24 protein-coding genes are annotated in these 23,536 nt (G+C 34.9%); 9 read left to right on the top strand and 15 right to left on the bottom strand.

Annotated features, from left to right (window positions below):
• The first annotated feature begins 112 nt into the window (after window positions 1-112).
• A complete protein-coding gene (locus tag WAK64_RS07330) occupies window positions 113-1,183 on the top strand; it encodes an RNA ligase (RefSeq protein ID WP_336586312.1) in 1,071 nt (356 codons plus the stop codon).
• Window positions 1,183-2,166, top strand: a complete 984-nt coding sequence (locus WAK64_RS07335; protein WP_336586313.1) for an AAA family ATPase — start codon at window positions 1,183-1,185, stop codon at window positions 2,164-2,166. The genes WAK64_RS07330 and WAK64_RS07335 overlap by 1 nt, the downstream gene beginning before the upstream one ends.
• Before the next feature lie 791 nt (window positions 2,167-2,957).
• Here WAK64_RS07335 and WAK64_RS07340 read toward each other — a convergent pair.
• The 7 genes from WAK64_RS07340 to WAK64_RS07370 all read right to left on the bottom strand — a co-directional run bounded on the left by WAK64_RS07340 (window position 2,958) and on the right by WAK64_RS07370 (window position 9,988).
• Complete coding sequence (locus tag WAK64_RS07340) at window positions 2,958-3,311, bottom strand: hypothetical protein (protein WP_336586314.1); 354 nt, start codon at window positions 3,309-3,311, stop codon at window positions 2,958-2,960.
• Between the two features lie 61 nt (window positions 3,312-3,372).
• Entirely contained in the window at window positions 3,373-3,729 is a 357-nt protein-coding gene (locus WAK64_RS07345) for a hypothetical protein (protein ID WP_336586315.1), read from the bottom strand.
• Window positions 3,730-4,298: 569 nt separating this feature from the next.
• On the bottom strand, window positions 4,299-4,763 hold the full coding sequence (locus WAK64_RS07350) for a DinB family protein (protein WP_336586316.1): 465 nt from the start codon (window positions 4,761-4,763) through the stop codon (window positions 4,299-4,301).
• Between the two features lie 175 nt (window positions 4,764-4,938).
• Window positions 4,939-7,062 carry a CocE/NonD family hydrolase gene (locus WAK64_RS07355; protein ID WP_336586317.1) on the bottom strand — a complete coding sequence of 708 codons (2,124 nt, stop codon included), beginning with the start codon at window positions 7,060-7,062 and terminating at the stop codon, window positions 4,939-4,941.
• 43 nt (window positions 7,063-7,105) lie between these two features.
• Window positions 7,106-8,269: a dipeptidase gene (locus tag WAK64_RS07360; RefSeq protein WP_336586318.1), complete on the bottom strand. Its 1,164-nt coding sequence runs from the start codon at window positions 8,267-8,269 to the stop codon at window positions 7,106-7,108.
• A complete protein-coding gene (locus WAK64_RS07365; RefSeq protein ID WP_336586319.1) occupies window positions 8,262-9,233 on the bottom strand; it encodes an ornithine cyclodeaminase family protein in 972 nt (323 codons plus the stop codon). The genes WAK64_RS07360 and WAK64_RS07365 overlap by 8 nt, the downstream gene beginning before the upstream one ends.
• A gap of 614 nt (window positions 9,234-9,847) precedes the next feature.
• Window positions 9,848-9,988 (bottom strand): hypothetical protein, encoded by a 141-nt coding sequence (locus tag WAK64_RS07370; protein WP_336586320.1) that lies wholly within the window; start codon window positions 9,986-9,988, stop codon window positions 9,848-9,850.
• Between the two features lie 439 nt (window positions 9,989-10,427).
• Here WAK64_RS07370 and WAK64_RS07375 point away from each other — a divergent pair, with 439 nt between their 5' ends.
• The 4 genes from WAK64_RS07375 (at window position 10,428) to WAK64_RS07390 (ending at window position 13,106) form a co-directional block, all read left to right on the top strand.
• A complete protein-coding gene (locus tag WAK64_RS07375; protein WP_336586321.1) occupies window positions 10,428-11,270 on the top strand; it encodes an AraC family transcriptional regulator in 843 nt (280 codons plus the stop codon).
• Window positions 11,271-11,303: 33 nt separating this feature from the next.
• Entirely contained in the window at window positions 11,304-12,035 is a 732-nt protein-coding gene (locus WAK64_RS07380; protein ID WP_336586322.1) for an MBL fold metallo-hydrolase, read from the top strand.
• Between the two features lie 51 nt (window positions 12,036-12,086).
• A complete protein-coding gene (locus tag WAK64_RS07385) occupies window positions 12,087-12,458 on the top strand; it encodes a hypothetical protein (protein WP_336586323.1) in 372 nt (123 codons plus the stop codon).
• Window positions 12,459-12,728: 270 nt separating this feature from the next.
• Window positions 12,729-13,106, top strand: a complete 378-nt coding sequence (locus WAK64_RS07390) for a VOC family protein (protein ID WP_336586324.1) — start codon at window positions 12,729-12,731, stop codon at window positions 13,104-13,106.
• 160 nt (window positions 13,107-13,266) lie between these two features.
• Here the strand turns inward: WAK64_RS07390 and WAK64_RS07395 are convergent, their stop codons facing one another.
• From WAK64_RS07395 to WAK64_RS07425, 7 genes are all read right to left on the bottom strand, one after another.
• Entirely contained in the window at window positions 13,267-14,064 is a 798-nt protein-coding gene (locus WAK64_RS07395; RefSeq protein WP_336586325.1) for a Cof-type HAD-IIB family hydrolase, read from the bottom strand.
• A 420-nt stretch (window positions 14,065-14,484) separates the two neighbouring features.
• Window positions 14,485-14,856, bottom strand: coding sequence for a Fur-regulated basic protein FbpA (gene fbpA, locus WAK64_RS07400; protein ID WP_336586326.1), 372 nt, complete (start codon window positions 14,854-14,856; stop codon window positions 14,485-14,487).
• 430 nt (window positions 14,857-15,286) lie between these two features.
• Window positions 15,287-15,712 carry an organic hydroperoxide resistance protein gene (locus tag WAK64_RS07405; protein WP_336586327.1) on the bottom strand — a complete coding sequence of 142 codons (426 nt, stop codon included), beginning with the start codon at window positions 15,710-15,712 and terminating at the stop codon, window positions 15,287-15,289.
• Between the two features lie 398 nt (window positions 15,713-16,110).
• Window positions 16,111-16,929 (bottom strand): GNAT family N-acetyltransferase, encoded by an 819-nt coding sequence (locus WAK64_RS07410; protein ID WP_336586328.1) that lies wholly within the window; start codon window positions 16,927-16,929, stop codon window positions 16,111-16,113.
• A gap of 19 nt (window positions 16,930-16,948) precedes the next feature.
• Window positions 16,949-17,770, bottom strand: a complete 822-nt coding sequence (locus tag WAK64_RS07415; RefSeq protein WP_336586329.1) for a GNAT family N-acetyltransferase — start codon at window positions 17,768-17,770, stop codon at window positions 16,949-16,951.
• A 468-nt stretch (window positions 17,771-18,238) separates the two neighbouring features.
• A complete protein-coding gene (locus tag WAK64_RS07420; protein WP_336586330.1) occupies window positions 18,239-18,982 on the bottom strand; it encodes a hypothetical protein in 744 nt (247 codons plus the stop codon).
• 158 nt (window positions 18,983-19,140) lie between these two features.
• The gene (locus tag WAK64_RS07425; RefSeq protein WP_336586331.1) at window positions 19,141-19,614 is read right to left on the bottom strand and encodes a hypothetical protein; all 474 of its coding nucleotides are present in this window, start codon (window positions 19,612-19,614) and stop codon (window positions 19,141-19,143) included.
• Window positions 19,615-20,059: 445 nt separating this feature from the next.
• On the opposite strand from WAK64_RS07425, the gene WAK64_RS07430 reads away from it, so the two are divergent.
• The 3 genes from WAK64_RS07430 (at window position 20,060) to WAK64_RS07440 (ending at window position 22,786) form a co-directional block, all read left to right on the top strand.
• Window positions 20,060-20,977 carry a right-handed parallel beta-helix repeat-containing protein gene (locus tag WAK64_RS07430; RefSeq protein WP_336586332.1) on the top strand — a complete coding sequence of 306 codons (918 nt, stop codon included), beginning with the start codon at window positions 20,060-20,062 and terminating at the stop codon, window positions 20,975-20,977.
• 939 nt (window positions 20,978-21,916) lie between these two features.
• The gene (locus WAK64_RS07435) at window positions 21,917-22,177 is read left to right on the top strand and encodes a hypothetical protein (RefSeq protein ID WP_336586333.1); all 261 of its coding nucleotides are present in this window, start codon (window positions 21,917-21,919) and stop codon (window positions 22,175-22,177) included.
• Window positions 22,178-22,630: 453 nt separating this feature from the next.
• On the top strand, window positions 22,631-22,786 hold the full coding sequence (locus tag WAK64_RS07440; RefSeq protein WP_336586334.1) for a hypothetical protein: 156 nt from the start codon (window positions 22,631-22,633) through the stop codon (window positions 22,784-22,786).
• 86 nt (window positions 22,787-22,872) lie between these two features.
• Here the strand turns inward: WAK64_RS07440 and WAK64_RS07445 are convergent, their stop codons facing one another.
• On the bottom strand, window positions 22,873-23,415 hold the full coding sequence (locus WAK64_RS07445) for a ribonuclease FAU-1 family protein (protein ID WP_336586335.1): 543 nt from the start codon (window positions 23,413-23,415) through the stop codon (window positions 22,873-22,875).
• Window positions 23,416-23,536 lie beyond the last annotated feature (121 nt).

The following is a 23,536-nucleotide window of genomic DNA, read 5'->3' on the forward strand; positions in this document are numbered from 1 at the left end:
GAATAGAGGAATGAGAAATAAAGTTGATTAATAGAATAATTGGAATATAATACTACTTGAAAGTGGCTATATAAAGTATAATTGGAGAAATACAAACAGAAGGAGAACAAAAATGCTGACGAAAGACAACTATATGATTGAAGTAGAAAAGAAGTTTATTACGAGAAGAAATCATCCATCGTTTTCTAATTTAGTCATTCTTAATTATACAGATAAGGCAACCTATGAAAAAAGATGGAATGATATGACCCTTAATTGTAGAGGATTAATTATTGATGAAATCACTGGAGAAATTGTTGCAAGACCCTTTCCTAAATTCTTTAACTTCGGAGAATTTCCTGAGTATGAAATAGATATCCCTTTTGAAGAAACGCCAGAATTTACTATAAAGCTAGATGGGTCATTAGGTATAAGCTATAAGGTAAATGGTAAAATCTATTGGGCGACTAGAGGTTCATTTGAATCCGATCAGGCAAAAGCGGCTCAAACGATATGGAATAATAAATATTCTCATGTTAACATTCCAAATGAAATCACTCTCTTAGTTGAAATCATCGACCCTGTAACAAAAGTCGTCGTAGACTATAGTGGTCTTTCTGATTTAATTATCATCGGTGCTGTCAATCGATTTACTGGGGAGGATTACAGTTATAGTGAATTAGTACAATTAAGCCATTCACTTGGCATGAATGTAACGGAACAAAAACTATTAACTATTGAGGAAGCAGTAAATCTCAAACAAACGATTGATTTTAATCAAGAAGGTTGGGTGCTTAGGTGGTCGAATGGGAAACGAATTAAAATTAAAGGCGATCAGTACATGGAAATTCATAAAATAGCCTATGGACTTTCTGATAAACTCAAAACAGAATATTGGAAAGATGGGAAAATGAACGAATTAATAGTAAAAATGCCAGAAGAATTTAGAACAGAGATTGAACAATTTAATGAGGATTTAAATAAACAATTAAATAACTTAAACTATTTAGTTGAAGAATATTTAACTACTTCCAAGAATAATAGCCAAGATAGAAAATCCTTTGCTATTCATCTAACTAAAAACGCCCCAAAAGAATACTTTTCATTAGTATTTAAAGGCTATGACAATAAACTCTCACTAGATGACATAAGAGAGCATATTTATAGAAATTACAGAGATTACGTTTTTAATGGAGTGAAATAATGTCAACTTTTATTATGCTTATGGGCTTACCGGCAGGTGGAAAAAGTACATTTGCACATCAACTATCTAACATACATGATGCAGTTATTTTATCGTCGGATGATATGAGGAAAGAACTACTTGGGGATGCTAAAATTCAAGCAGATCATCAAATGATTTTTTCTGAATTAAATAGAAGAGCAAATGATTACCTTAGTCAGGGTAAAACCGTTATTTATGATTCTACAAATTTAAATAGAAAACGAAGAAAACATCTGATTAATCATGTGATAAATGCAAATAACAAAGTTTGTTACTATATTAACAGCCAACTAGAGACTTGTATTCGACGAGATGCAAAAAGAAGTAGAACGGTAGGAAATGAAGTAATTAAAAGAATGTATAAAAATTTACATATACCTGTAGTAAATGAAGGCTGGGATGATGTTCGATTTGTTTATGAAAGTAATGATACTAGTATAGATGATCAAAAAACGAGAATTAAGCAATGCTTATTTGATGGGCCTAACCATGATGACTTAATGGAAGCACTTATGAAGCTTATTCCTGAGTTTAAGGTAATATATAATCTCTCACAAGATTCAAGCTATCACTCGTTCTCTGTTAGTCGACATACGTACTATGCCTATAAACATGTACTTGATCACTATACAGGGGTAAACAAATTAGAAATGTTATGGGCTAGTTTATTTCATGATTTAGGAAAGGGATTTTGTAAGTCATTTAGGAACTATAAAGGGGAAGAAACAAGATATGCAAATTTTATCGGTCATGAATTCGTTTCCTCCCAATTGGCAGCCCATTACTTGAATTCTTTGGGCTATAGCCAACAGTTTATTTTCAGCGTAGTAACGTTAGTCCAATTTCATATGGTTCCCTTAAATGCAAGTGAGAAGAAAATGAAGGAAACTGAAAAATTAATTGGAAGTGAATTATACGATGATTTATTGTTTCTTCATGAAGCAGATACATTGGCTAAATAACATGAAGTGAGCTATACGATAAATCTCGAGTAATCATATGTTTTGGAACGAAGGATTACCAAAAAAAAGCCCATGAATACGCTAAAATCAATATTCTCGGGCTTTTTTTTATGTAAAGTTTTCAGAAATTGTTCTACACCTAGAGTGCCTCGTTATCAATCCGTTGTTTTATTAATAAGTAAAGTAACAGCTTCTCTATTGTCTTGTAAACCATTTATTGTCAAAATGATTGTTGTAAGTAAATGTTCTACTAAGAGAATAGCTGGTGAAGTGCATAACGCTTACTGTTGGTTTGGAATAAAGTTTGAAAAAAATTTCTAAAAAAGCTTAATATTGGACTAATCAAAAGAATCCATTTCGAAAAAAATCATCAAAATGGATGCTTCTCCTGAAAAATAAATGTTTCTTTTTATCATAAGTTTGAACATTATCTACTTTTGTTTATTCCACAATCGCGCTCATATTTTGCTCAATATGATGGTGTATATATTCTGTCCGTATCGGTATCAATTACAAAATCGACCCGAATATCGTTTTCAAAAGGGATATTGTCAAATTTATTTATTCTACAAAAGATACTTAGTAGATCACAATCATCAACAGCCATTTTTTTTGCGAATAAATACATCTGCTTTAACTCTTGTTTTGAACATTTTTTTCCTGTCATTAGCAATTGATGATAAAATCCATCAATTTCAACTATCATTGTATTCACGATTAGTTGCTAGTCAATCTATATAGCACTAGATTTACAAACTATTTCATGTAATAGAGTGTTAATTGAACAATACCTATCTAAAATTATCTATATCAAAATGGAACCACTCTAACCCAATTATAGATCGTCTTGAACAATACCCACTGAACTCCACTTTTCCATTTTCATATAAAAGCGGACCAACAACATTAATATCATTACCTAGTTGATTAACCAACATAAGAATAGAAAATATAGCTTTTTCAGGATCCTCTACTTGAAATAATGATTTACATTCAACTTCAAATAGTCTCTTATCTTTCCAATAGTGTTTAAGTGAATTAACTTTTAGTTCACCAACGACTTGCTCAATTCTTTTTATTACAGTTTGAGCTTTTTCTTTTGTTTTTGCATTTATATAAAAACGCCAGCTTACTTTCTCGAACATATCCGTTCCCCTTTAACCGTTGATTGCATATATGCCTCCGTTAATTAAATCTTCTAAAAGATCATTCCCTATTTTTACTGTTAGTAAGAATGTATTCACGAAAATATTGGTGAAATGGTTTATATATTTCTTCTGCCATTTTAATTTCTAGTTCAAAAGTTTCTGTTACAATTTCGACCTGTAATTTCTCTCTTTCTATTGAAAACCCACTATCCTCTAGTTCTGTAACCATTTCATAAAACCACCTACAATCACATTTTACAGCTTGGTATCCATCAGCATAATCTCCTGAAGCCCATAAAAATGATGCCCAAGAAACTTCTCTTCTTCTGTATCTTAAGTATAAGCAAGCAATATAAAAATCATAAAGATCTGGCATTTCCTCAAATGGTTCAGAATACACATATTCGTTAATCACCTTTGTAGCCTCTGGAATATATTTAATTGTCGCAAGGTCAATTATCCAATAGGGAGGGTTATCCATGTTCCCAATTATTTCATCACAAAACTTATAATAATGTTTGTAATAAATTTACTGTGAATCCACCATAATCCCTAATTTCATTGCAAACTGTTTATTTAATTCAATCACCTTACCCCTCCTCTTAATCAAATTATTAAGCTAATCTACTCATTAGTTTAAGGAAATCTATTCAAAACCTCTACCTAATTTTAGCATATCGCCTTACTTCGTTATTCAACAATCTGGACCCTTTCTTGAATCACTATATTGTCGTTGTTTTCTATCTCTAATTACAAAAACCCCTTTGGACATATTTCCAAAGGGGAAAACATCTTATTTTTTATACGAAACGCAACTTTATTTCAAATCTACATGTTCATCACTTCGAATTAAGTAGATACAATTTAATTCCTAGCATTAACAAGTAGGACTAGTTGTTACAAAAAGGGACTCTATGCTATTTCCCTTCTAACGCATAGTAAAAGGTTAGGGTCCGCATTTACATCGATTCATATACTTGGTGATTAAGAAACACCCTTTTCCTCGTCCCATGACCCTTGTAGTTTTCGTATATAAACAATCTGTCCAGTATGATGGATTGTATGGTTCGCCATATGCATAATATCTTCACAATAAGCTTCAAGTTGATCTTCATCCGATTGTTCCACAACCGTTATCCATTCAGACATCACTGCATGTATTCTTGAAACCAATACCTCCCAGCTTATGTCTTCAAAGATGCTGAATGTTTCGTCATTATTTTGTAAGCTCTCCGGAAGTTCCATGCCTTTTATGTGATGTAAATATCGTTCATTATAATAGAGAAGATGTGTGACGATTTCAAAGATAGAATTCGGCATCTCATCCCGTTTCCATAACGCTTCCTCTTCAGTGATGTCAGCAATGCTTGTATCCAAAGAAACAAACCAAGTAGGTTGATGGTAGCAAGCCTTTATTTGGGCTAGTAGAATTTCTTTCGTCAACTTCATATCTATTCCCTCCATAAATCGTTTTACCTATTTATTTCGTTACCACCTAAAGAATCTCCTTTATCCCCTACTATTAAGCTCTCTTGATCAATTTGATGATCCAATAATAAAAAAATCCCCTTCAGCTACCCTTCATATATAGAAGGGTAGCTGAAGGAAATGAATTAAAATTGCCTTATTTTATTATCGGTAGTTTAATATGGCTAGGATATTCTTTACTATGGTATACCTTTTGATTTGCCTTGATCGGTTCCTTATCCTCATATGGGTTTAATCCTGTATTCGTATTAGGAAAAGCAATGTACTTACTAGAAGAAGTAATAGAAAATCTCATCTTATGCCCTTTCTTAAACGTATGGGCCACATTTTGCATAAAGATATCATATTTCTCTACTTTTCCTGGTGTTAACAGCTCTGGTTGATCAAAGCCTTTCCGATATTTTGCTCTCATGATGTAATTCGAAATACGAATGGAATTTCCCTTCTCATCCACATCGCTTAATGTGACAACCCAATCGGTATCCTTTCCAGTACTAGAAGCGTAGATTTCGACCGACAGCTCACCTGCCACCACGATATCTTCCTGTAACGCTTCACTTGTATAAACAAGAAGGTCATGTCTTCGTTCAATTTTATTTAAATTTTCTGGTTCACGATAGCCACTGTATTCAAAAGGCTGTTCAGGGTCATAAACATATTGATCCTCGGTGGACAATTGACTGTCTATATTAGGGAGTAACACCCCATCCCCGAGACTTGAATTTGCTCCTCCGTTACTTCCTAAATAATAGGACGTTACAGACGCTTCTTCTGGCGTCCAGTCATCTGATGTTTTCCATTCATTGTCACCGACAACATAATAAGTCGCTCGTGGTTCTTGGTCGATCCCATTTTCGATTCCTTTCAAAAAGCGGTCAAACCATTTAAGAACATTAATATCATAATTGTAAACGACCGCATCATTACTGAATGAGACTCCTTGGTAATCTCTTGCTCGGTTAGGGTTATGCTCCCACGGACCTAACCAAATTTTACGATTCGCCACATTATGTTCAGACAGCATTCGCCACGTCTCCGAGATGCCTGGACTATCGCCATCGTACCAGCCTGAAATGACAAACATAGGCACATCCACTTGATGTCCTCTTTCAGTGAAGGTACAGTTCCGCCAAAAATCATCGTATTCTGGGTGCTGACTCCAAATATCCCAAGGGCTTGAATTTTTGCCGATTATTTTTTGTGGAATATCCGTAATAGGTCTTGCATCCACCGCTTCCTCTACACTTACCGAATCGCCAGCAAAAATGCTAAAATCCGTTCTTGTTCCTACTGATTGGGCAAGCGTCCAGCTTAATAATGGCCATGAACAAACCGTTCCACCTCTACGAACGGTATCAATAAACGGCGAACCAACATTTACTTCATCCACAACCGCTTTTAAATTTGGATGCCCACTCGTAGCTGCTGACACAACGACATATCCTAAATATGAGGCACCCCACATACCAACATTCCCATCGGACCACCCTTGCTCAATAATCCAGTCAATCGTATCGCTTCCATCTTCACGTTCATAATAAAACGGAACCAATTCCCCTTCTGAATCTGCACGTCCACGCACATCTTGATTCACTACTGCATAGCCTTTATGAACCCAGTGAAGCAGAGACTCCTTCTTCATATGACGGTCATAACAAGTTCTTATAAGGATGGTGGGAACTTGTTCACCATGATTGATTCCTTCAGGTAAGTATACATCTGTCGCCAATTTTACTCCATCTCGCATTGGAACTAAAAAAGTGCCGAGGTCATTGACTCCATATAATGGCTTTGATAATAAAGGATCATCGTACCCAACGAGAGGTGTACATTTTTCATACCCTGCTTTTACTAAAATCTCCATTCCATTTCGGTTCGGACAGACAAACCCAATCACGTTTCCTTCTACAGTGACAATATCAACCGCTGTATCGTTCCTCATCGCCCATACTTGGGCAACGACTTCCTGATCTGAAACGACGGCAGAATACTGGATATGCTTTTTATAATGATCCCCATTTCCAAGCGTTATTTCACGACCTTCCCAATTCGCATCCGTATAATGAGCGATCGTATCATGGATTTTTTGAAAAGGGATACTTGCTTGATAACCGGACGGCATCACATTTTCCTGCATTTGTGTCCGCCTACGCTTGTCAACTTTTGCATGCATTATTTGCTTTTCCTGAAACTGAATTTTTCCTTCGTAAACCCCTGCACGATAATAATGAAAGATTGTTGAATGTAAATATGTACTCACCTTGATCGTTCTCCTCTTCTACTATTTAGTTGATCAACAAATGCTAACCGCATACTTCTTCAAACACTCTTAACCAATTTCCACCAATAATTTTTTGGATATCTTGATCGGTATACCCTCTTTTCACTAGTCCCCTTGTGAAATTAATGAAGTAACCGTACTTTTCTAAACCCTTTACTGTTTCAGTCGAAGGTCCATTTCCTTTCTTAAACCCTAATTTAGGAGCAATATGTTCTTTGAAATAAACCAATGACCATGTAACATCACTCATCGGCCAGTCTGTTCCGATTCCAACATGATCAATACCAACTAAATCAACAATGTAATCGATATGATCGAGTACATGGTCTAATGTCGTATCATTAGGGTCATCATGTACAAACCATGGCATCGCAAATACACCAATGACACCACCGGTTTTCGCAATCGCTTTTATCTCATCGTCACTTTTACAACGCATATGATTAAACAGATTTTCAACACCCGTATGAGAAGCAACAACAGGATGGTTCGAATGGGAACAAGCGTCTAAAGTCGTTTGTTTTCCGCAATGGCTCGTATCGACTAAAATACCAAGCTCGTTTAATTTATGAATAAATTGAACGCCAAAGTTTGTAACGCCGCCGTTTGCTTGCTCCGCACACCCTGCTCCAATCTGATTTTGGTTATTGTAAGTAAGCTGTAACATTCGTAAGCCAAAATCATAAAGAGAATCAAGAAAAGCTAAATTCTTTCCTAATCCGTCGGTTTCTTGTGCAGATATAATCCCTGCTTTTAAATGATTCGCTTTCGCATTTCTGATATCATTCGCTGTTTTCGCCTTCGTTAACCAATCAAAAGCATCAAATTGGGATTGTACATCAGCTATACTTGTTATGATGCTTTCTTGACTAGATAAGCTTAGTTGCCTGTTTCCGGCTGTGATACCAGATTGATACCATTCTTCTTTAAATGCCGGCAATTCCCCGTTCTTCGACATGGCCATAATTAATTTGCTTGGCATTCTGCTATATGTCATTGGATCATCGGCATATTCCTCACACATCTCCTTCAGCTTGTCCGCTATACTATCTGGAATCGCGTTAGGGGACAGTGGCCCTTGAAACAGCATATCGATCACAATGCTTTCTTCATGAATCTTTCTAGCTCTTTCCTCCTGCTCTTGAGTTAAGTCAAATGGATATAATCCTTCGTATGATTCATTCACCTTCAACATTCTCCCTTTCTATTGATGCTTCTTGGTATAAAAACTCTGCAACAGCCAAATCCTCCACAGCTAGCCCGAGCGATTCAAAGATTGTAATATTATCTTCCGCCTGCCTTCCTTGAACCGTTTGCTTTATGACATCCCCGATTTCACCAAGAATATGAGTCTCATCGATCACACCCTCTTTTAAGGGAATTAAATAGTCACCGGATTCATTTACAGCTGACTCCAATCGATCTACATAAAAATGTGCGTTTTTTACAAGGTCTGAATCTAGTTCTCTGTCCATTGGGCGACACGCTCCTACAGCATTCACGTGTGCTCCCTTTTTCACCCAAGACCCATCAAGGATCGGAACGGTTGATGACGTAACTGTACAAATGATATCCGCGTGTTGAACAGCTTCTTCAACAGAATGAAATATCGTTATCTCAACACCATGCTTTTCTTCCATCTCTTTTTTAAATTGGCGTGCTTTTTCTTGGCGTTTACTCCACACATTTACTTTTTTTATTGGTCTAATTAGAAGCATGGCCTCCAAGTGGGTTCTAGCTTGCTCACCCGTTCCAATAATGGTTAACACTTCTGAATGAGGGTTTGCTAAATAATTCGTCGCGACAGCACTTGCTGCCGCCGTTCTAATGGCTGTAATTTCAGAACCATCGACAACGGCTTTCATCTTACCATCTTTAGCATCAAATATAATTACCACCCCTTGATGAGAGGGCAATCCTTCTTTATGATTTTCTGGGAAAATCGTTATTAATTTTGTCCCAACTACTTCTTCTTTTTTCAAAATCCCAGGCATTAACCCTAATAAATTGTTTTGATTGACGGGAATGGCCGTTCGAAGAGGTTGAACCGTTTCTCCATTTGATAAATCGACTAACACCTTTTCCATGATCGTTATACATTTTTCCATAGAAAGCATTTGTTTCACTTGCTCTTGATTTATAAATAACAATAAGGTCACTCCTGACAACTATATTAAGTATGTAATAAGCAAACACTATTTAAGTGTATAATGATTGTTGAAAAAAATGCAATTAGGGACACTTACTTTATCGTAGAAATTAAAAGGAGGTACGTTGTCACATCAATATACGTATTGTTTTTAACGTGTATAGGGAGACTATTATCATGCTTCTTATAAATAGTATAGATTAGGATAAGTAAAAAACCTCCTACACTTGATTGAAGGAGGGTTATATTCTCATTAATCCTCTGTAAGGTTCAATAGAATAATAACATAACAAAAAAAGTAATGAATAATCTCTATTATGAATAAAATTAATATCTGAAAAAATGAAGAAGACCAATCTAAAACAGTAACTAAATCCCTTACAACGACCTTTGTTCTAATAGATGAACTTACTAGTCTATTTTTGTATATCAGTCATAAGCCACCGATTAATGTCATGAAAAACCATACTTAAGTACATAATCTTCAATAATTACATATTGAAATAATAGATAATACAAAAAACATATGTGAGCTTAGAAATTTGAGACAGTTTTCTTTGGTTACTAATAAAGTTGCTTCTTCCCATTAAACTAGCACTAACCTTGATGATCATTTTAGAATGTCCCGCTCCAGCTATAGGTAGCACCAAACTCAAAGAAGTACCCTAATAAATCACCACCTCCAAGACAGTAGCTACCACTATACATAATCATTTTTCCATTTAATCCCTTTATATATTTTAGTATATTTCTCATTTATTATATTCTTTCCACCTATACGGTAGTATTTATTATGATTATACAAATCAATGAGGAGAAATTCTTTTTTTATTTTGTACTTTTTCTTTCTCTATCATCTTCTTCACACTACTTAATGAATGCATTTCATTTATTCCGAATAAGTACGGTGACTATATAAATTACCATTAATGAATGTAGCCCTAATGATAGCAGGTCCATAGGAGTTCCACCGTACGATCGTTGATGTACAAGACTGTATGCAACCAATGAGTCAACTAAGCTTGCCCTTAAAAATGAGAACCACGAAAAAGTACAACAAATTCAAAGGATATTACCTAGGTAGCACGAACATACAAATATATATTTACCGTGCATCCTGTCATTACAAAGCACAAAATGATAGGGTAACAGATCAATTTAGTGCTACACTTTCATTAATTTAAAGGGGGTATTTATGAATATACTGCAACGTATGAATGATTGTATCGATTACATCGAAGAAAATATTCATCAAGAAATTAATCTGACAATCGTAGCGAAAAAGGCCTATAGTTCAACGTATCATTTCCAACGAATGTTTCATATGCTAACAGGTTATACAGTCGCTGAATACATTCGTAAACGGAGGTTAACATTAGCTGCACAAGAATTAACCAATACGAATACAAAGGTGATTGATATTGCGTTTAAGTACAGGTATGATAACCCAGAAAATTTTTCAAGAGCCTTTCGTAAAGTTCATGGCATTGCCCCATCACAAGTTAGAGTGTCTGAGTGTACTTTAGTTGCTTTCCCACGCATCCATTTTCATCTTTCCATGACTGGTGAAAAACAAGTAAACTATCAAATTTTAAAAAAAGAAAAATTTAATGTCGTTGGAAAAGGGATTACGGTACCGATAATCAAGGGTGATAGTAGAGTGTATGTTAATAAATTTTGGGAGCAGATAAAAGACGAAGGGGTAGCTAAAGAACTATATCATTTAACCGGCGAAACTACCCTATTTGGGGTCATTATGGACATCGATCTTCACAAAGAGGAATTCCATTATTTTATTGGCGTTAAAACCGAATACGTTTATCCAAAATATGATTCGAGGGAAATTCCTGCAGCTAGATGGGCTGTGTTTGAAACAAATAATTCATCTACAAAAGACATGGAACAGGTTTGGGAGCGTATATATACTGAATGGTTTCCTTCAACGGGCTATGAACAACACGATCACGTTCCTGAAATCGAAGTAGTTTCTCCATCAATCGATGGATGTGAAATTTGGATCCCCCTTAAAATGAAATAATTAAATATAAGAAGGGAATCTGGGAGGTAGAACATGCACGTAACAACAGGGGTTGAAATGTTTGAAATCGAAAGAAAAAACTTTATGGGAATGGATATGATCATACATCCTACCCTGATTTGGGATCAAGAAATGGCTATATTGGTCGACACAGGATTTCCAACACAAAGACAACTATTTCTTAAAGAGTTTCAAAAGGCAGGAGTACCTTTTGAACGGTTAAAGAAAATTATCATCACTCATCACCACTTTGACCATATTGGAAGTTTATCAAGCATTATAGAAGAGACACAATGTAACATATCTGTATTGGCCAACGAGTTAGAAAAACCATTTATTCAGGGCGAAAAAGACATGCTAACAGATGAGTTAATCGAACAAATGAAACCTTGGCCAGAACCAATGCGTGAAGAATTTAAATTAGAGCTTTCAAAGGTGACAAGTGCTCCTGTTGACAAACTCGTAACCGATAAGGAAGAACTACCTTATTGCGGGGGTATCATTGTGATTAATACCCCAGGTCATAGTATTGGACATATTAGCTTGTACCATAAGCGTTCCAAGACTCTTGTTGCAGCAGATGCACTAGTAGTACAAAGCGGCCTTCTAATTGTAAACCCTCAAACCATGAATCGTGAACTTGCTCAACAATCTTTAAATAAACTTACACAATATGATATAGAAACCGTCATCTGTTATCACGGTGGTTTGTATAATCATAATGTAAATGAAACAATCGCTAAACTAGTAAGAATCGAAACATAATCGATATGTAATTACAAGTAATAAATTATATGTTGAAGGAGTAATGTATCCATGGAGGAAATTGAGTTATATACTGGTTCCTTGTTAGTCATCATCGGACTATCTCATATTCTATTAAAAAAAGAATGGTCAGAACTATTTAAGGATTTACAAGGAAAGTCTTATGCAGCTGCAATTATTGGGTTGATTACAATGCTTAGTGGATTATTCATCATTCTGTTCCATAATGTATGGCACTGGGATCTTTCGTTAGTCACAACCTTAGTGGGCTGGTTTTGGTTTATAAAAAGTTTAAAATATATGCTGATTCCGAATAGCTATAAGTATAGCTATGATGAAGATAAATCACCTCGTGCCTTTCTATTCATAGGGGTGTTTATGGCACTTACAGGCGGAATCATTGTTATTGGATATTATCTTTAACTAGCTTACAGCACTTACAAATGACTTTTTCATCATACAATAGCGCACATGAAAAGCCAGAGCTACGAATTCAACGCTCTGGTTTTTCTTTATTACTGCTTCTTCCTGAACTGTACTCCAAGTGTGTGCGACTTTTTCTGTGAGTGCTAATAATGGTACGTCTACAAGTGATATAATATGTAATAGATTAAGTTAATGAGTATCTCTATAGATGATATATACAAAGCGTTACAATGATAAGGAATAAAAACGGAAAAGGAAGGTGTATAAATGAGAGTAGAAGTGAACATGGTTGTGAGTAATGCAAAAGAAGCTAGTGATTATTATGATAAATTACTAAAAGCTCAAATAATATCAAAGACGGATGAAACGACTGAAATGAATGAGACAATAATGAAATTAGGTGATACAGAAATTAGAGTCTTAAATGAAAACAAAGAATATGGATTAATTGCTCCTGAAGAAGTTGGGACAGGTTCTTTATGGTTAAACCTTATTGTTGATGATATTGAAATGTTTTTTAATCATGTAGTTAGTAAGGGTGGGAAAGTAATTTCTCCTATTCAAGACTTCCCAGAAATCCCAGCGAAAAATGCAGTTTTTTCTGATAAGTACAACCATGTATGGGTAATAAATCAAAAGTATTAGGAGTAAGAATTGGCTCATTTTTAGAGGCAAATAGAAGGGTATATATTAGAAGTGAATGTAGGTCATCCCTACAAATTGAAATTTGTAGGGATGAGAAAAAACACAGTTTAGTGCGGTAATATGACGCGTATGTAACTGTAAAATAAAGAGAACTTACCCTTCATACTGCAGCAACCGTTAAATTTTCAATGACCTTCGCTACTCCGTCTTCATCATTCGTATCAGCTATAATATAGGCTAAGTCCTTCAATTCAGGAATCCCATTTCCCATTGCAACAGGAAAACCACAGGAGGTAAGTAATCCAAAATCATTCCAATCGTCACCAAAGGCCATTACATTTTTCATCGAAATTCCTCTTTGATGACAAAGCTGCGTAACTGCTGCTTCTTTCGAAACATTTTTCCTCATGATTTGAATCAATTCATTGTTATCCGTACAGACGATGTTGGCTTTCTCACTGAATTGCAAAGATAACGCTTCATGGTCAGAGTAGTGTGTGATAAGGAGCTTCGACGCAGGCAATTCTTTTAATTTACTTACAGGAACAACTATTGGCTGAACCAATGCATTCATCGCTTTGCTATAGTCCATAGATTTATTACTGTACCATACATCTTCAGACTCGATTGAAAGGCTTGCATTCGCTTGTTTTTGAATGATGTACTCAATAATTTCAATGGATAAAGACGGGTCTATAGGTTCATGTGTATAGTAGTCACGTTCTCTGTCGATCACTAATGCACCATTATAGTACACAGAGGGTGCGATTGTTTGAAGTTTCTCAGGTAATAACCATTTGACAGATCTCGGCGGTCTAGCGGTGGCAAAGATAATAGTGGTTCCTTTTCTGTAAGCAGTTAATATAGCGTTCTGGTTTCTTTCCGTCACTTCTTTTTTTGAATTTAATAACGTGCCGTCTAAATCAAAAACGAGCGCTTCTAGTTTACTCAAGTCCATTCTACGATCTCCCCTTACATTTCGTTTTTGCTCATTTCATTTATAAATATTTAACGCAGACTATGAAGACGGAAAAAGGTTACTTTAGGGGCAGAAGCCAACCCAAATGAATATTAATAGACCACTGAAAAAATAAAATTAGTTTACTTGATGAAAACCTCTTGCCTATTTATGAAGTCATAAATATCAACCTTTTCTCTAACATTTTCATTTTCTACTATATTTTTCTTTCACTCTACTTTCGACACAGTTTTGCATTTTCCTTTTTTCTAATGAGATAAAGAAATTTCTCATATAAAAAAGCCTACATTCTCCTAAATAACATAGTGAATGTAAGCTTCAAACAAAAGGACTTATTTCAAAATAAAAAGATGATTGGTTGTTTCAATTATTTAAACAACCAATAGGACGATAGCATACCTAGCTTATTATTGGTTCTAATAACTGGAATAACTCGACCTGACTCAGTTCATAAAGCTGACGGTCATCGGGTGATTTATAGACACCATTATCTAATAGCACAGAAATCCATCTATCCTTAATCACTTCCGCGTATTCATCTGCTTTTTCAACAATTTCAATCGCTTTCTCATAAACTATTTCTTCCGATTCGATAAGTTGTTCCGAATCGATTTGTTGTTCAGATAATCCACTGTCCTGGTCATCAGTCGTCTTTGTATACGTTGTTGTGTACGAATTTGAACGTTCTTCACTGCTAGCGATAACACTATTGGTTCCTAGTGTACTTAATGCAATAGCTCCGGCTAACGTTAGGGCGCTTATTGTCTTCATTGATTGATTGCCTCCATTTTTAAAGTAAAGTAGAATGTCTAATGGTACATATGAAAGTTGGCTACGCTTGCACTTTCAAAACACAATAGCTTCTAATCGTTACTCCTCTTATCATCGGCTTTTCAGTCATCGTTTATTTTATACAAAAAAGACCTTTACCAGATGATAAAGGTCTTGCTAACAACAAATTGTTGCCAACAAAGCCGAGAGTATGTACTCCGAGATGACGACTTTGCTGTAAAAGCTACTCCCCTTTAAGGAGAACGATTAAACTATATGAATATATTATATAGTTTAATCTTCTGACTCGTCAATTAAATAGGTTATTCATCACAAAATCGACACAAATTAATGCATTTTTATAATCAAGATGAAAATAAGAGCACATAATATTAGATCTGCTCACATTTATGTGCTCTCCTATTATGAATTACGCTTCCTTCACTACACGAATATGAACATCGATATTACCACGAGTTGCTTTTGAATAAGGACAGGCTTGATGGGCAGCTTGAATTAATTGCTTGGCCACATCCAGTTCGACACCAGGTATCTTCACATCAAGTTGAACTTCTAATTTATAGCCTCCACTCGGATCATGCCCAATGGTCACTTGTGAAGTTATTTGTGTTTCTCCGACCTTCGTATCTTGTTGCCGAGCAACTAGTTTTAACGCACTTTCATAACACGCTGCATAGCCTGCTGCAAACAACTGCTCAGGGTTTGTTCCACTGCCGCCTGCTCCTCCTAGCTCCTTCGGCATACTTAGGTCAAGTTGAATTGCTCCGTCACTAGAAGTAACTCTCCCTTCTCTTCCTCCTTGAACTGTAGCTTTTGCCGTATAAATTGCATCCATTTTACATTCTCCTTCATTCTTCGTCATAGTGATTGTTTAACTTTACATCTTTATCGATTTTCATTATGCACTAATCAGACAGGAAATATTCAAGCATATTTCAACGCAAGATCATGTCATGTAAGAGATAAAAAACCCATTATATATACCAATACCAGAATGAATTGGGTTGGTATATATTCCTGTTCATAACAAGTCATTTATTTGTATATTAGCAAATGTGGGAATATTATATATCCTAAATCGGCCTTATTCGCTCCCATTGAACCGCCCTCCCACAAGGCTTATCTCCTTTATCTAGATCGTTACATAAAAAGACGCTCTATTCCAGAACGTCCATGAGTTTAAGAAAAATATACAATTGTTAAATAGCATAAACTTTTTATAGGCTAATTCACTTAACTTATATTAAACCGATAACAATTATATTCTTGGCTTTTAATAAAGCCTAATTTTTCAGCTAATAATTGAGAGGGGAGATTTTCATTCATACAATCCCACCACAAATGCCTCCCTTCATCTAATATATCCGATAGGCATTTCAAAGCCAAATGATATCCAATGCCTTTATTACGATGTTTTTCGTCTATCTCTATGCCCAATGTTTTAGTATTAGATGTTACAAAGCCACTATAACATATTCCTATTATTTGGAATCCATCGACTGCATAATAACAGTTTCCCTTATGAAGAAGTTGAGTAATATCCCCCCAAAACTCAGTCAACACTTGGTTATAGTACTGCCAATTACTAAAACCTCGATAATTTATCTTCTCATCTCTTAATGAATATATCTTATACTCATGTTCTTTAGGTGAATCATTGATCGTATTTTTTTTATTCCAAGTATATATTAGCTGTCTCCAAGCTTGTAGGTTCTTGTGCCTAAATATAACTCCAATTGTTTCTTCCCATGCACTGGTCGAGCCTGATACTTCAAAATGATTTATACCTTTCTCTTTTAAAAACATTGTTATGTAATGATTAATAAATAAATTGATATTCTTTAAAAATAATTTATTTTCATTGTCACCAATGAAGTAGAATCCTCTCATTCCTTGATTCCAGACTAATGCTGTATTTGGATTACTTATATCGTCGACAAAAATGGCTCCTGGATTATTGTTTTCTATAATTGAAATCACTTCTGGGTATTTAATACCATCGCTTAATAACGTTGAGATTTTATGATAATCTCTAGCTAACATTTTTATCATTTATATGGCTCCTTTGTATTCATAGGTCAAATCTATATAAATTATATTCAAATTCCTTTTTATAACCACAGCTCTCTGCTAACATACGTGACCCAAGATTTTCTTCCATACAGTCCCAATAAGGTTCAAGTTTATTGTCTTTGCAATACTTTAGTAATTCGTTAACTAGTCGTTTTGCAAAACCTTTTTTTCTATACTCCTTTAAGGTGACAGTATGAGAGCCCATTGAATTATTGGTTACACAACTTGAGATACAACAGGAAACAATTAAGTCGTTTTCTATTACACAATATCCAACACCATGATGCACAAAATCCTCTAATGAATCCCACCAATCTACTATTAATGAGTTAATAAAGCCAATATTCTTAAACTTTCTCTGTAAGAATTGATGGTCGATTTTTACCAAATCAAATTCATCTTGCATTTTATGACTTTCAAGCACAGCATCCTCTATACATTTATACTTATAAGTAAATTGTTTTGATTGAACGAGATTCCGTTTTTTAAATATACGATTAAATGTTGCATCCCATCTGGCACTTGTACCACTGAATTCAAAATGATTTATCCCTACCTCTCTTACTCGAGGTGTAATTTCTGAATCAATAAATTGATCTATTCTCTCATTAAATTTTAGATTGTTCTCGTGCCCAATAAAATAGAATCCTGCAATAGATTTTGACCATACCATAGCAGTATTTGGATTCAATATATTATCAACGAAAACCCACCCTGGATTATACCCTTGAAGTACACCTTTTATTTCAATATTAACGAACCGACTCGTTAATAAATGGGATACATTAGAGAATTGAAATTTATTCAGTTCATATATCATTTTCCTACCTCATTTTTTCATCATATAATTTACCAATATGTATTGCGTCCTATTTCAACTCTATTTTATCTGCATTTCGTTGTGAAAAATATATGTAGAATAAGTATAATCGTTTTCTACATAAAAGCACTGACTGGATTATGAATCCAGCCAGTGCCTTATCGTCTTTAAAAAAATATTTTTCTAATACTATATGCTCAAAACGTTCCGGCGAAAGGATGAAAAATTAATTGAAGAACACGATTGTTATACTGCCACAGGATTGGAATACTAATTCTGAATCCTTCAGTTACTACCCTACCTATAAGCTTAATAAGTATAATAGTTATAGTTCACAAGCAGCTTTCCTTTATTTGGACACTATTTTGATTAACTCCATTAAATTTTATTTATATCCACTTTCGGAATGGGGCGTATCCGTCACTTTATATTTTCGCATCGTGACTTTATTACGAATCGTTTTCTAATTCAATAACCCTCTAGGTCAAAAAACGTTGTTAACGGAACTTTTCTTCCCTCTTTATTCCATTTATGGTACTCATCAAACACTGCTTTTATATCGTTATCATACCGCTTCTCTACTAAAAACGTAATAGCGCTAAAACTGCGCCAATAATTGACCATTATACTCGTCATCGTACCTTGATAAGAGGCACTCCCGAATTTGTCTAATGAATGCTGCCCATATTTCTCCTTAAATAGCTCCAATAATTCCTCCTCTACGCTGGTTATTTTTTTAAATTCTTTATCATCAAGCACAAGTTTTCGTGATAAATAATCACACATTCCCTCTTCAAACCAAATGCTATCCTCTCTCTCCTCTTCAAATTCATCTAAGAATAAATCAGAATGGTGCGTTAATTCGTGAGCTAAAATACATAACAACTGATCTTCCGAAAAGCTCTCATAATACTCGATAATGTGTGGAAGCTCATGCCCTTCTAACTGCTCCAAAAAAATGTTTCTCCATACCGATAATTCAGGAGAAAGATAGATAATATCTTTATTTGTATACGCTGGTATCGGCACATTTGAAAAGACTGATGTAGCGATTTCGTTTGTTGTCCAAACAATCGCCTTTGGCAGATCGCATAAGTCGTAGTTTTCTCTCAATATTTTTTCGTATGCTGTCAACTTATCACTTAATCTTTCAACTATTCCTTGAAATCTTTCAAAATCTTCTTTTTGTTCAAAAGCAAAAATATTTTTCATTTAAAGACTCCCCTTACACAACTTTATCTCTCTAAATATGTTTATCTATAATTTATTATACATTTTTTAACATATAATACATATTTAATTAAAATGGAAGCTGATTATGCCTTCCTTCATCACGGTAAACGAAGAGGGTGTTTATTTATTAATGGCGATTAGTCTTGCTCCGACATTTCCTCAATCATATGTAACGTATAGGTGTTTTGACCCGTATTCTTGATTCTCATGATCCATTGAATATTCTCAATTGTCCCATCATCTTGTTGGTCACCCCAGTTATGATGAATACTCCATTTCTCAAGTTGTGGCTTCACCCAGTACGTAACCTTCACCAAGCTTTCATTCTGATCCCCTTCAAGTATTTGCATTTGATGAACATTCATATCGCTTAGCCGAGCAAGTGGAAGTGTGCTCCTTTCTAAATAGGGTGTCATAAGTTTCAACCAAAACTGGTAAGCTACATCTTCTATCGCTACATCATTAGATTCTATAGTCAAACTTATTGGAAGTTTTTGATTAAAATCGACCTTGTAATATTTCGATAATAAAAAAATGCTGCATACTACGAGTAATATCATCATACATGTCCCTATCAATAGCTTTACATTCTTACTTATTCGGACATTCATTATATTCCTTCCCCTCACTTTATAGCTCTACTTTTATAGCTCGCATTTCATCATGATAATGCCTTCTATTTTAATCATACCAAATATTTTGACCAAGTTTTCTACATGACCTTCTTTACAAATATTAAGTGGAAAAGCTCCCTAATTGTTATTCAACGTACGGTCCATTTAAAGAAATAAAACAAGCTAGCACCTTTTGCACGGAATTTTTTATACTTTACCGAAGGACATAGTTATCTGTACAGTCATAAAAATTACTGAACTCATAAAATAGACTGACAACTATTTTATCGGAAAAGATAATGATTTTGCCTATAGAATATAGAAAATGAAATGCTTCTCATACGTATGCAGTGATGGGAGTAACGCTCTCTTCCATTCATATCCAGATTAAGCTAATACGTACCCGATAAACATGACGAATTATGAAAGGAGATATACGTAGATGACGACTTATGTTGTCCCAATTGATTTCCCATCCGTTCAAGAGGCAATAAAGCACGCAACATCAGGGGACACGATTGAAATTTTAGGAGGGACATTTGATGGGTTTAATGTGAACAAAGATAGGTTAAAAATAATTGGATCAGGAGTTGGAAAAACAATTATTTTAGGAAGAGTAGGCTACGAAAAATGTGGCATAACCATTGCTGGGACACAAACTAACTTGCACAGCCTATCAGTTCGAGGATTTCAAACTGGCGTTCGCTTAACATCCGATAATAATGTCATACAAGAAGTAGAAGCAAGCTATAATACCAATGGATTTACAGTTGAATCCAAAAGCAACTTGTTGACAAAGACGTTTGCAACATTCAATCAAGAAAATGGTTATGTCATGGAAGGTACTTTTAATTCCCTCTCTGGAAATGAAGCTAAACAAAATTCAATCGGCTTTTTAAACTTGCAATCAAATAACCATTTTTTAAACAATTTAGCCAAACATAATCGGTTAACGGGCCTATCCTTTATGTTTGGAACTGGAAATATTGCCTTCGAAAACACAGTTCAAAAAAATAAGATTGGCATTAATGTGACAACAGATCACAACCACATTATGGATAATAAAGTATGTGACAATACAGCTGTCGGCATTCAAATAGTTGGTGAAAAAGGTTTTCCAAATGGGAATTTAGTTGACTGGAATATCGTACGTAATAATGGGACAGAAGGTGACGTAGATAATGCAGGATTTTTTGTGTCATTAGAATCAGGAACTACAAGCCCTAATTCGATTCGCTATAATAAAATAAGAAATAACGTAGAATTGGATATCAATACGCAAGGAGAAGTAGGCCATAATATTTTCAATAACAACAAATGCGATAAGTGTGACCCACCTAACACCAGTAACCTATATTAGTCCTTGTCATTTATGGCGTTCAACCAATTCTGACCATTATCAATAGTATCCCCCCTCTATCCATACTAAATTATTCTTCTGACCTAAAGTGAATACTAAATGAATATAAGCTTATCCTTCACGGATATGAACCCTTTCTCCATTACCATCACATTAAGCTAAGTTTACCTTTTTTCCTTCATCATGCCTTTGACAATTATATTGACTGTTTTTTTCTCTAGAGACTAATTCAGTTGTTTTTTTAATTTCTTCTGATCTTATTTTGTATGGCAAAATCTTACTATGAGCTTCTATTTTAATTGACGTCAACAAATGGGATCATTGCATTTGACATAGTATCAACTACTACCCAAAAAGGACTCTCCTTGTTTGTCCAGAAAATTCTATCTTGGTTTATGTTTTTATACATATCAATTATAAAGTTATCGTTTAAGTCGCAGCTGTCCACTCTGCCAGCATCCATACCTTGTCTCTTACGAACATCATTTCTACAGATTCTGTAGTCCTTTATGAGCCTTAGGCATTTGGGCGCTATAGTGTAATGCTCTTCCTCTTGTCCTATATATAAAATGAAGAAATGAAGAACATTCCCCTGATGTTCCCTTTTCATCATAGGATGGCATCCACCAACCTATAAACTTTACGTACTGTACATTTCAATACATTTTTATCATTCATTTTACTAATCCCTTATTCCAGCCAATTCCAGTGCTCCGCATGTACCGCTTCGCCAAAACTTATTACTCCAAGTATCTATAAAGGAAGCAGGAGGTTTTCACCTGCTTCACAATCTAAAGTACTTTCATCGTAAAGTAGACCATATAAATCGATACATAAAACTAGTTTGACGCACATTTTTAAAAAGGCACTTGACGCCTAGAACACAATCAGGTCCAAGTCCATAAATTATAAAGAATGAATTGGTAAGGAGGGAAACAAATGGGAGATGCAGTTACAAAGGTGAAGGATTGTTGCGCATGTACAGGTGCCGGAATCGCACTAGGGTTCTTTTCATTAGGTCTTAGTTTAGTTATCGCCGTCTCATTAGTATTACTTGGATTTAATGGTGAAACAGCAGAAATAGCCGCTATAATTACGTTAATAATCAGTGCTATCTTTGCCATTATCGCGTTGGTATTAGTTGTCTTACTTGTCTTTGCTTGTTTAGCAGGAGCGAATAAAAAGAAAAAATCATGGTAACGGCCATAGAGGATTTGAATACATTTATATGGAGCCACTTGGGCTCCTTTTTTATATATCGTTTTACTTAATACAACTGAATATAATCGAGTGGAATTTAGCGACAATGTACCACCTCTTTTAAAAAAATTCAATTTCCACTAAAAAATTATTAAATAATTGAAACTTTGATGGCTTTAACTCGTATAGGGTGTATAAGAGGAGTATTAATCATACAATAGATACTTCTTAGGAAAGATATAGGCGTCGCAAATTCAATTTCACTTTCTATTTAAGAAAAAAATTATAGAAAGGATGAAATTGTAAAAGAAAAGTGGCATAATGAACAAAACACTGAAGTGGTTCATTACATCTTCCGGTAAAACACAGAGACCTAATTTGACCACTTAATGGAAGCCTGAACAAAAGTAGGTTCGTTCAGCGCGTAAAAATGGTTGGAGAGGAGGAATCTGAATGGGACTCTACATTGGCCTTGGGATAGTTTCCGTTGTAGCAATCGGTCTATTTGGAGCATTAGGAAGAAGAACATTACGTGGTAGCAAGGATGAACAGCTACAAGAATTGGAACGAGTAAAATCTCAACATAACGGTTTTGGTGGTGGATTATAAATTTACGCAATATCGATAATCTGATAAGGGAACCCATACAATGAGTTCCCTTATTTTCAGCATAATAAATAATTATCTGGCTCTCTTTACGATAAAGAATGAATTAACATTTCTTTATGTACATTTGCTAGTTTAATCAATTCTAACTGATGGGTATGTAATAAAGGCAGTATGGCCTTTGTTTCCTCCCAGGCTAAATCGTACATTGATTGATCAATCAGTCTGTTTTTTAATGCCGCTTCAAGTTCATCCTCATCTAATAGTATCACTTTTCCTGAAGGAAAAACGACAATATCTAAGTATAGGTCATCTAAATACGGTCTGTTTCCTTCAAGTGAATTTTCTAAGCTGATATCGATATACCATTGAACAATATCTCCCTTTTCATCAAATGTAGTCGTAATGGCATGATGCTTTCCAAACGGAAATTGTTGCAACCACATATACCCATTATCAATAATAGTCAAGTCCTTTTCTCCGTATCGAATAGATAAAGGTTCTCTTGCCTCAATCATATGTAGCAAAGTAATATAGCCTGTAAATTCTTCTGTTTCTACATATTTTTGGGCATACTCCCTCTGTATAATCCGTTTCCAATTGGATCGATCCCCGTATTTTCTTTTTAACATTCATTTTCCTCCAAATTTCAAATAAAAACTCAGCTATTAACCTACTACAAGCACTCCCTTGCTAGAGCTTCCAATCATACATTCTATCACTATCATTGGCTAGCTTCTATTGTATATCTAC

Origin of the sequence: Bacillus spongiae, from assembly GCF_037120725.1 — a bacterium.
Lineage (GTDB): Bacteria > Bacillota > Bacilli > Bacillales > Bacillaceae_K > Bacillus_CI > Bacillus_CI spongiae.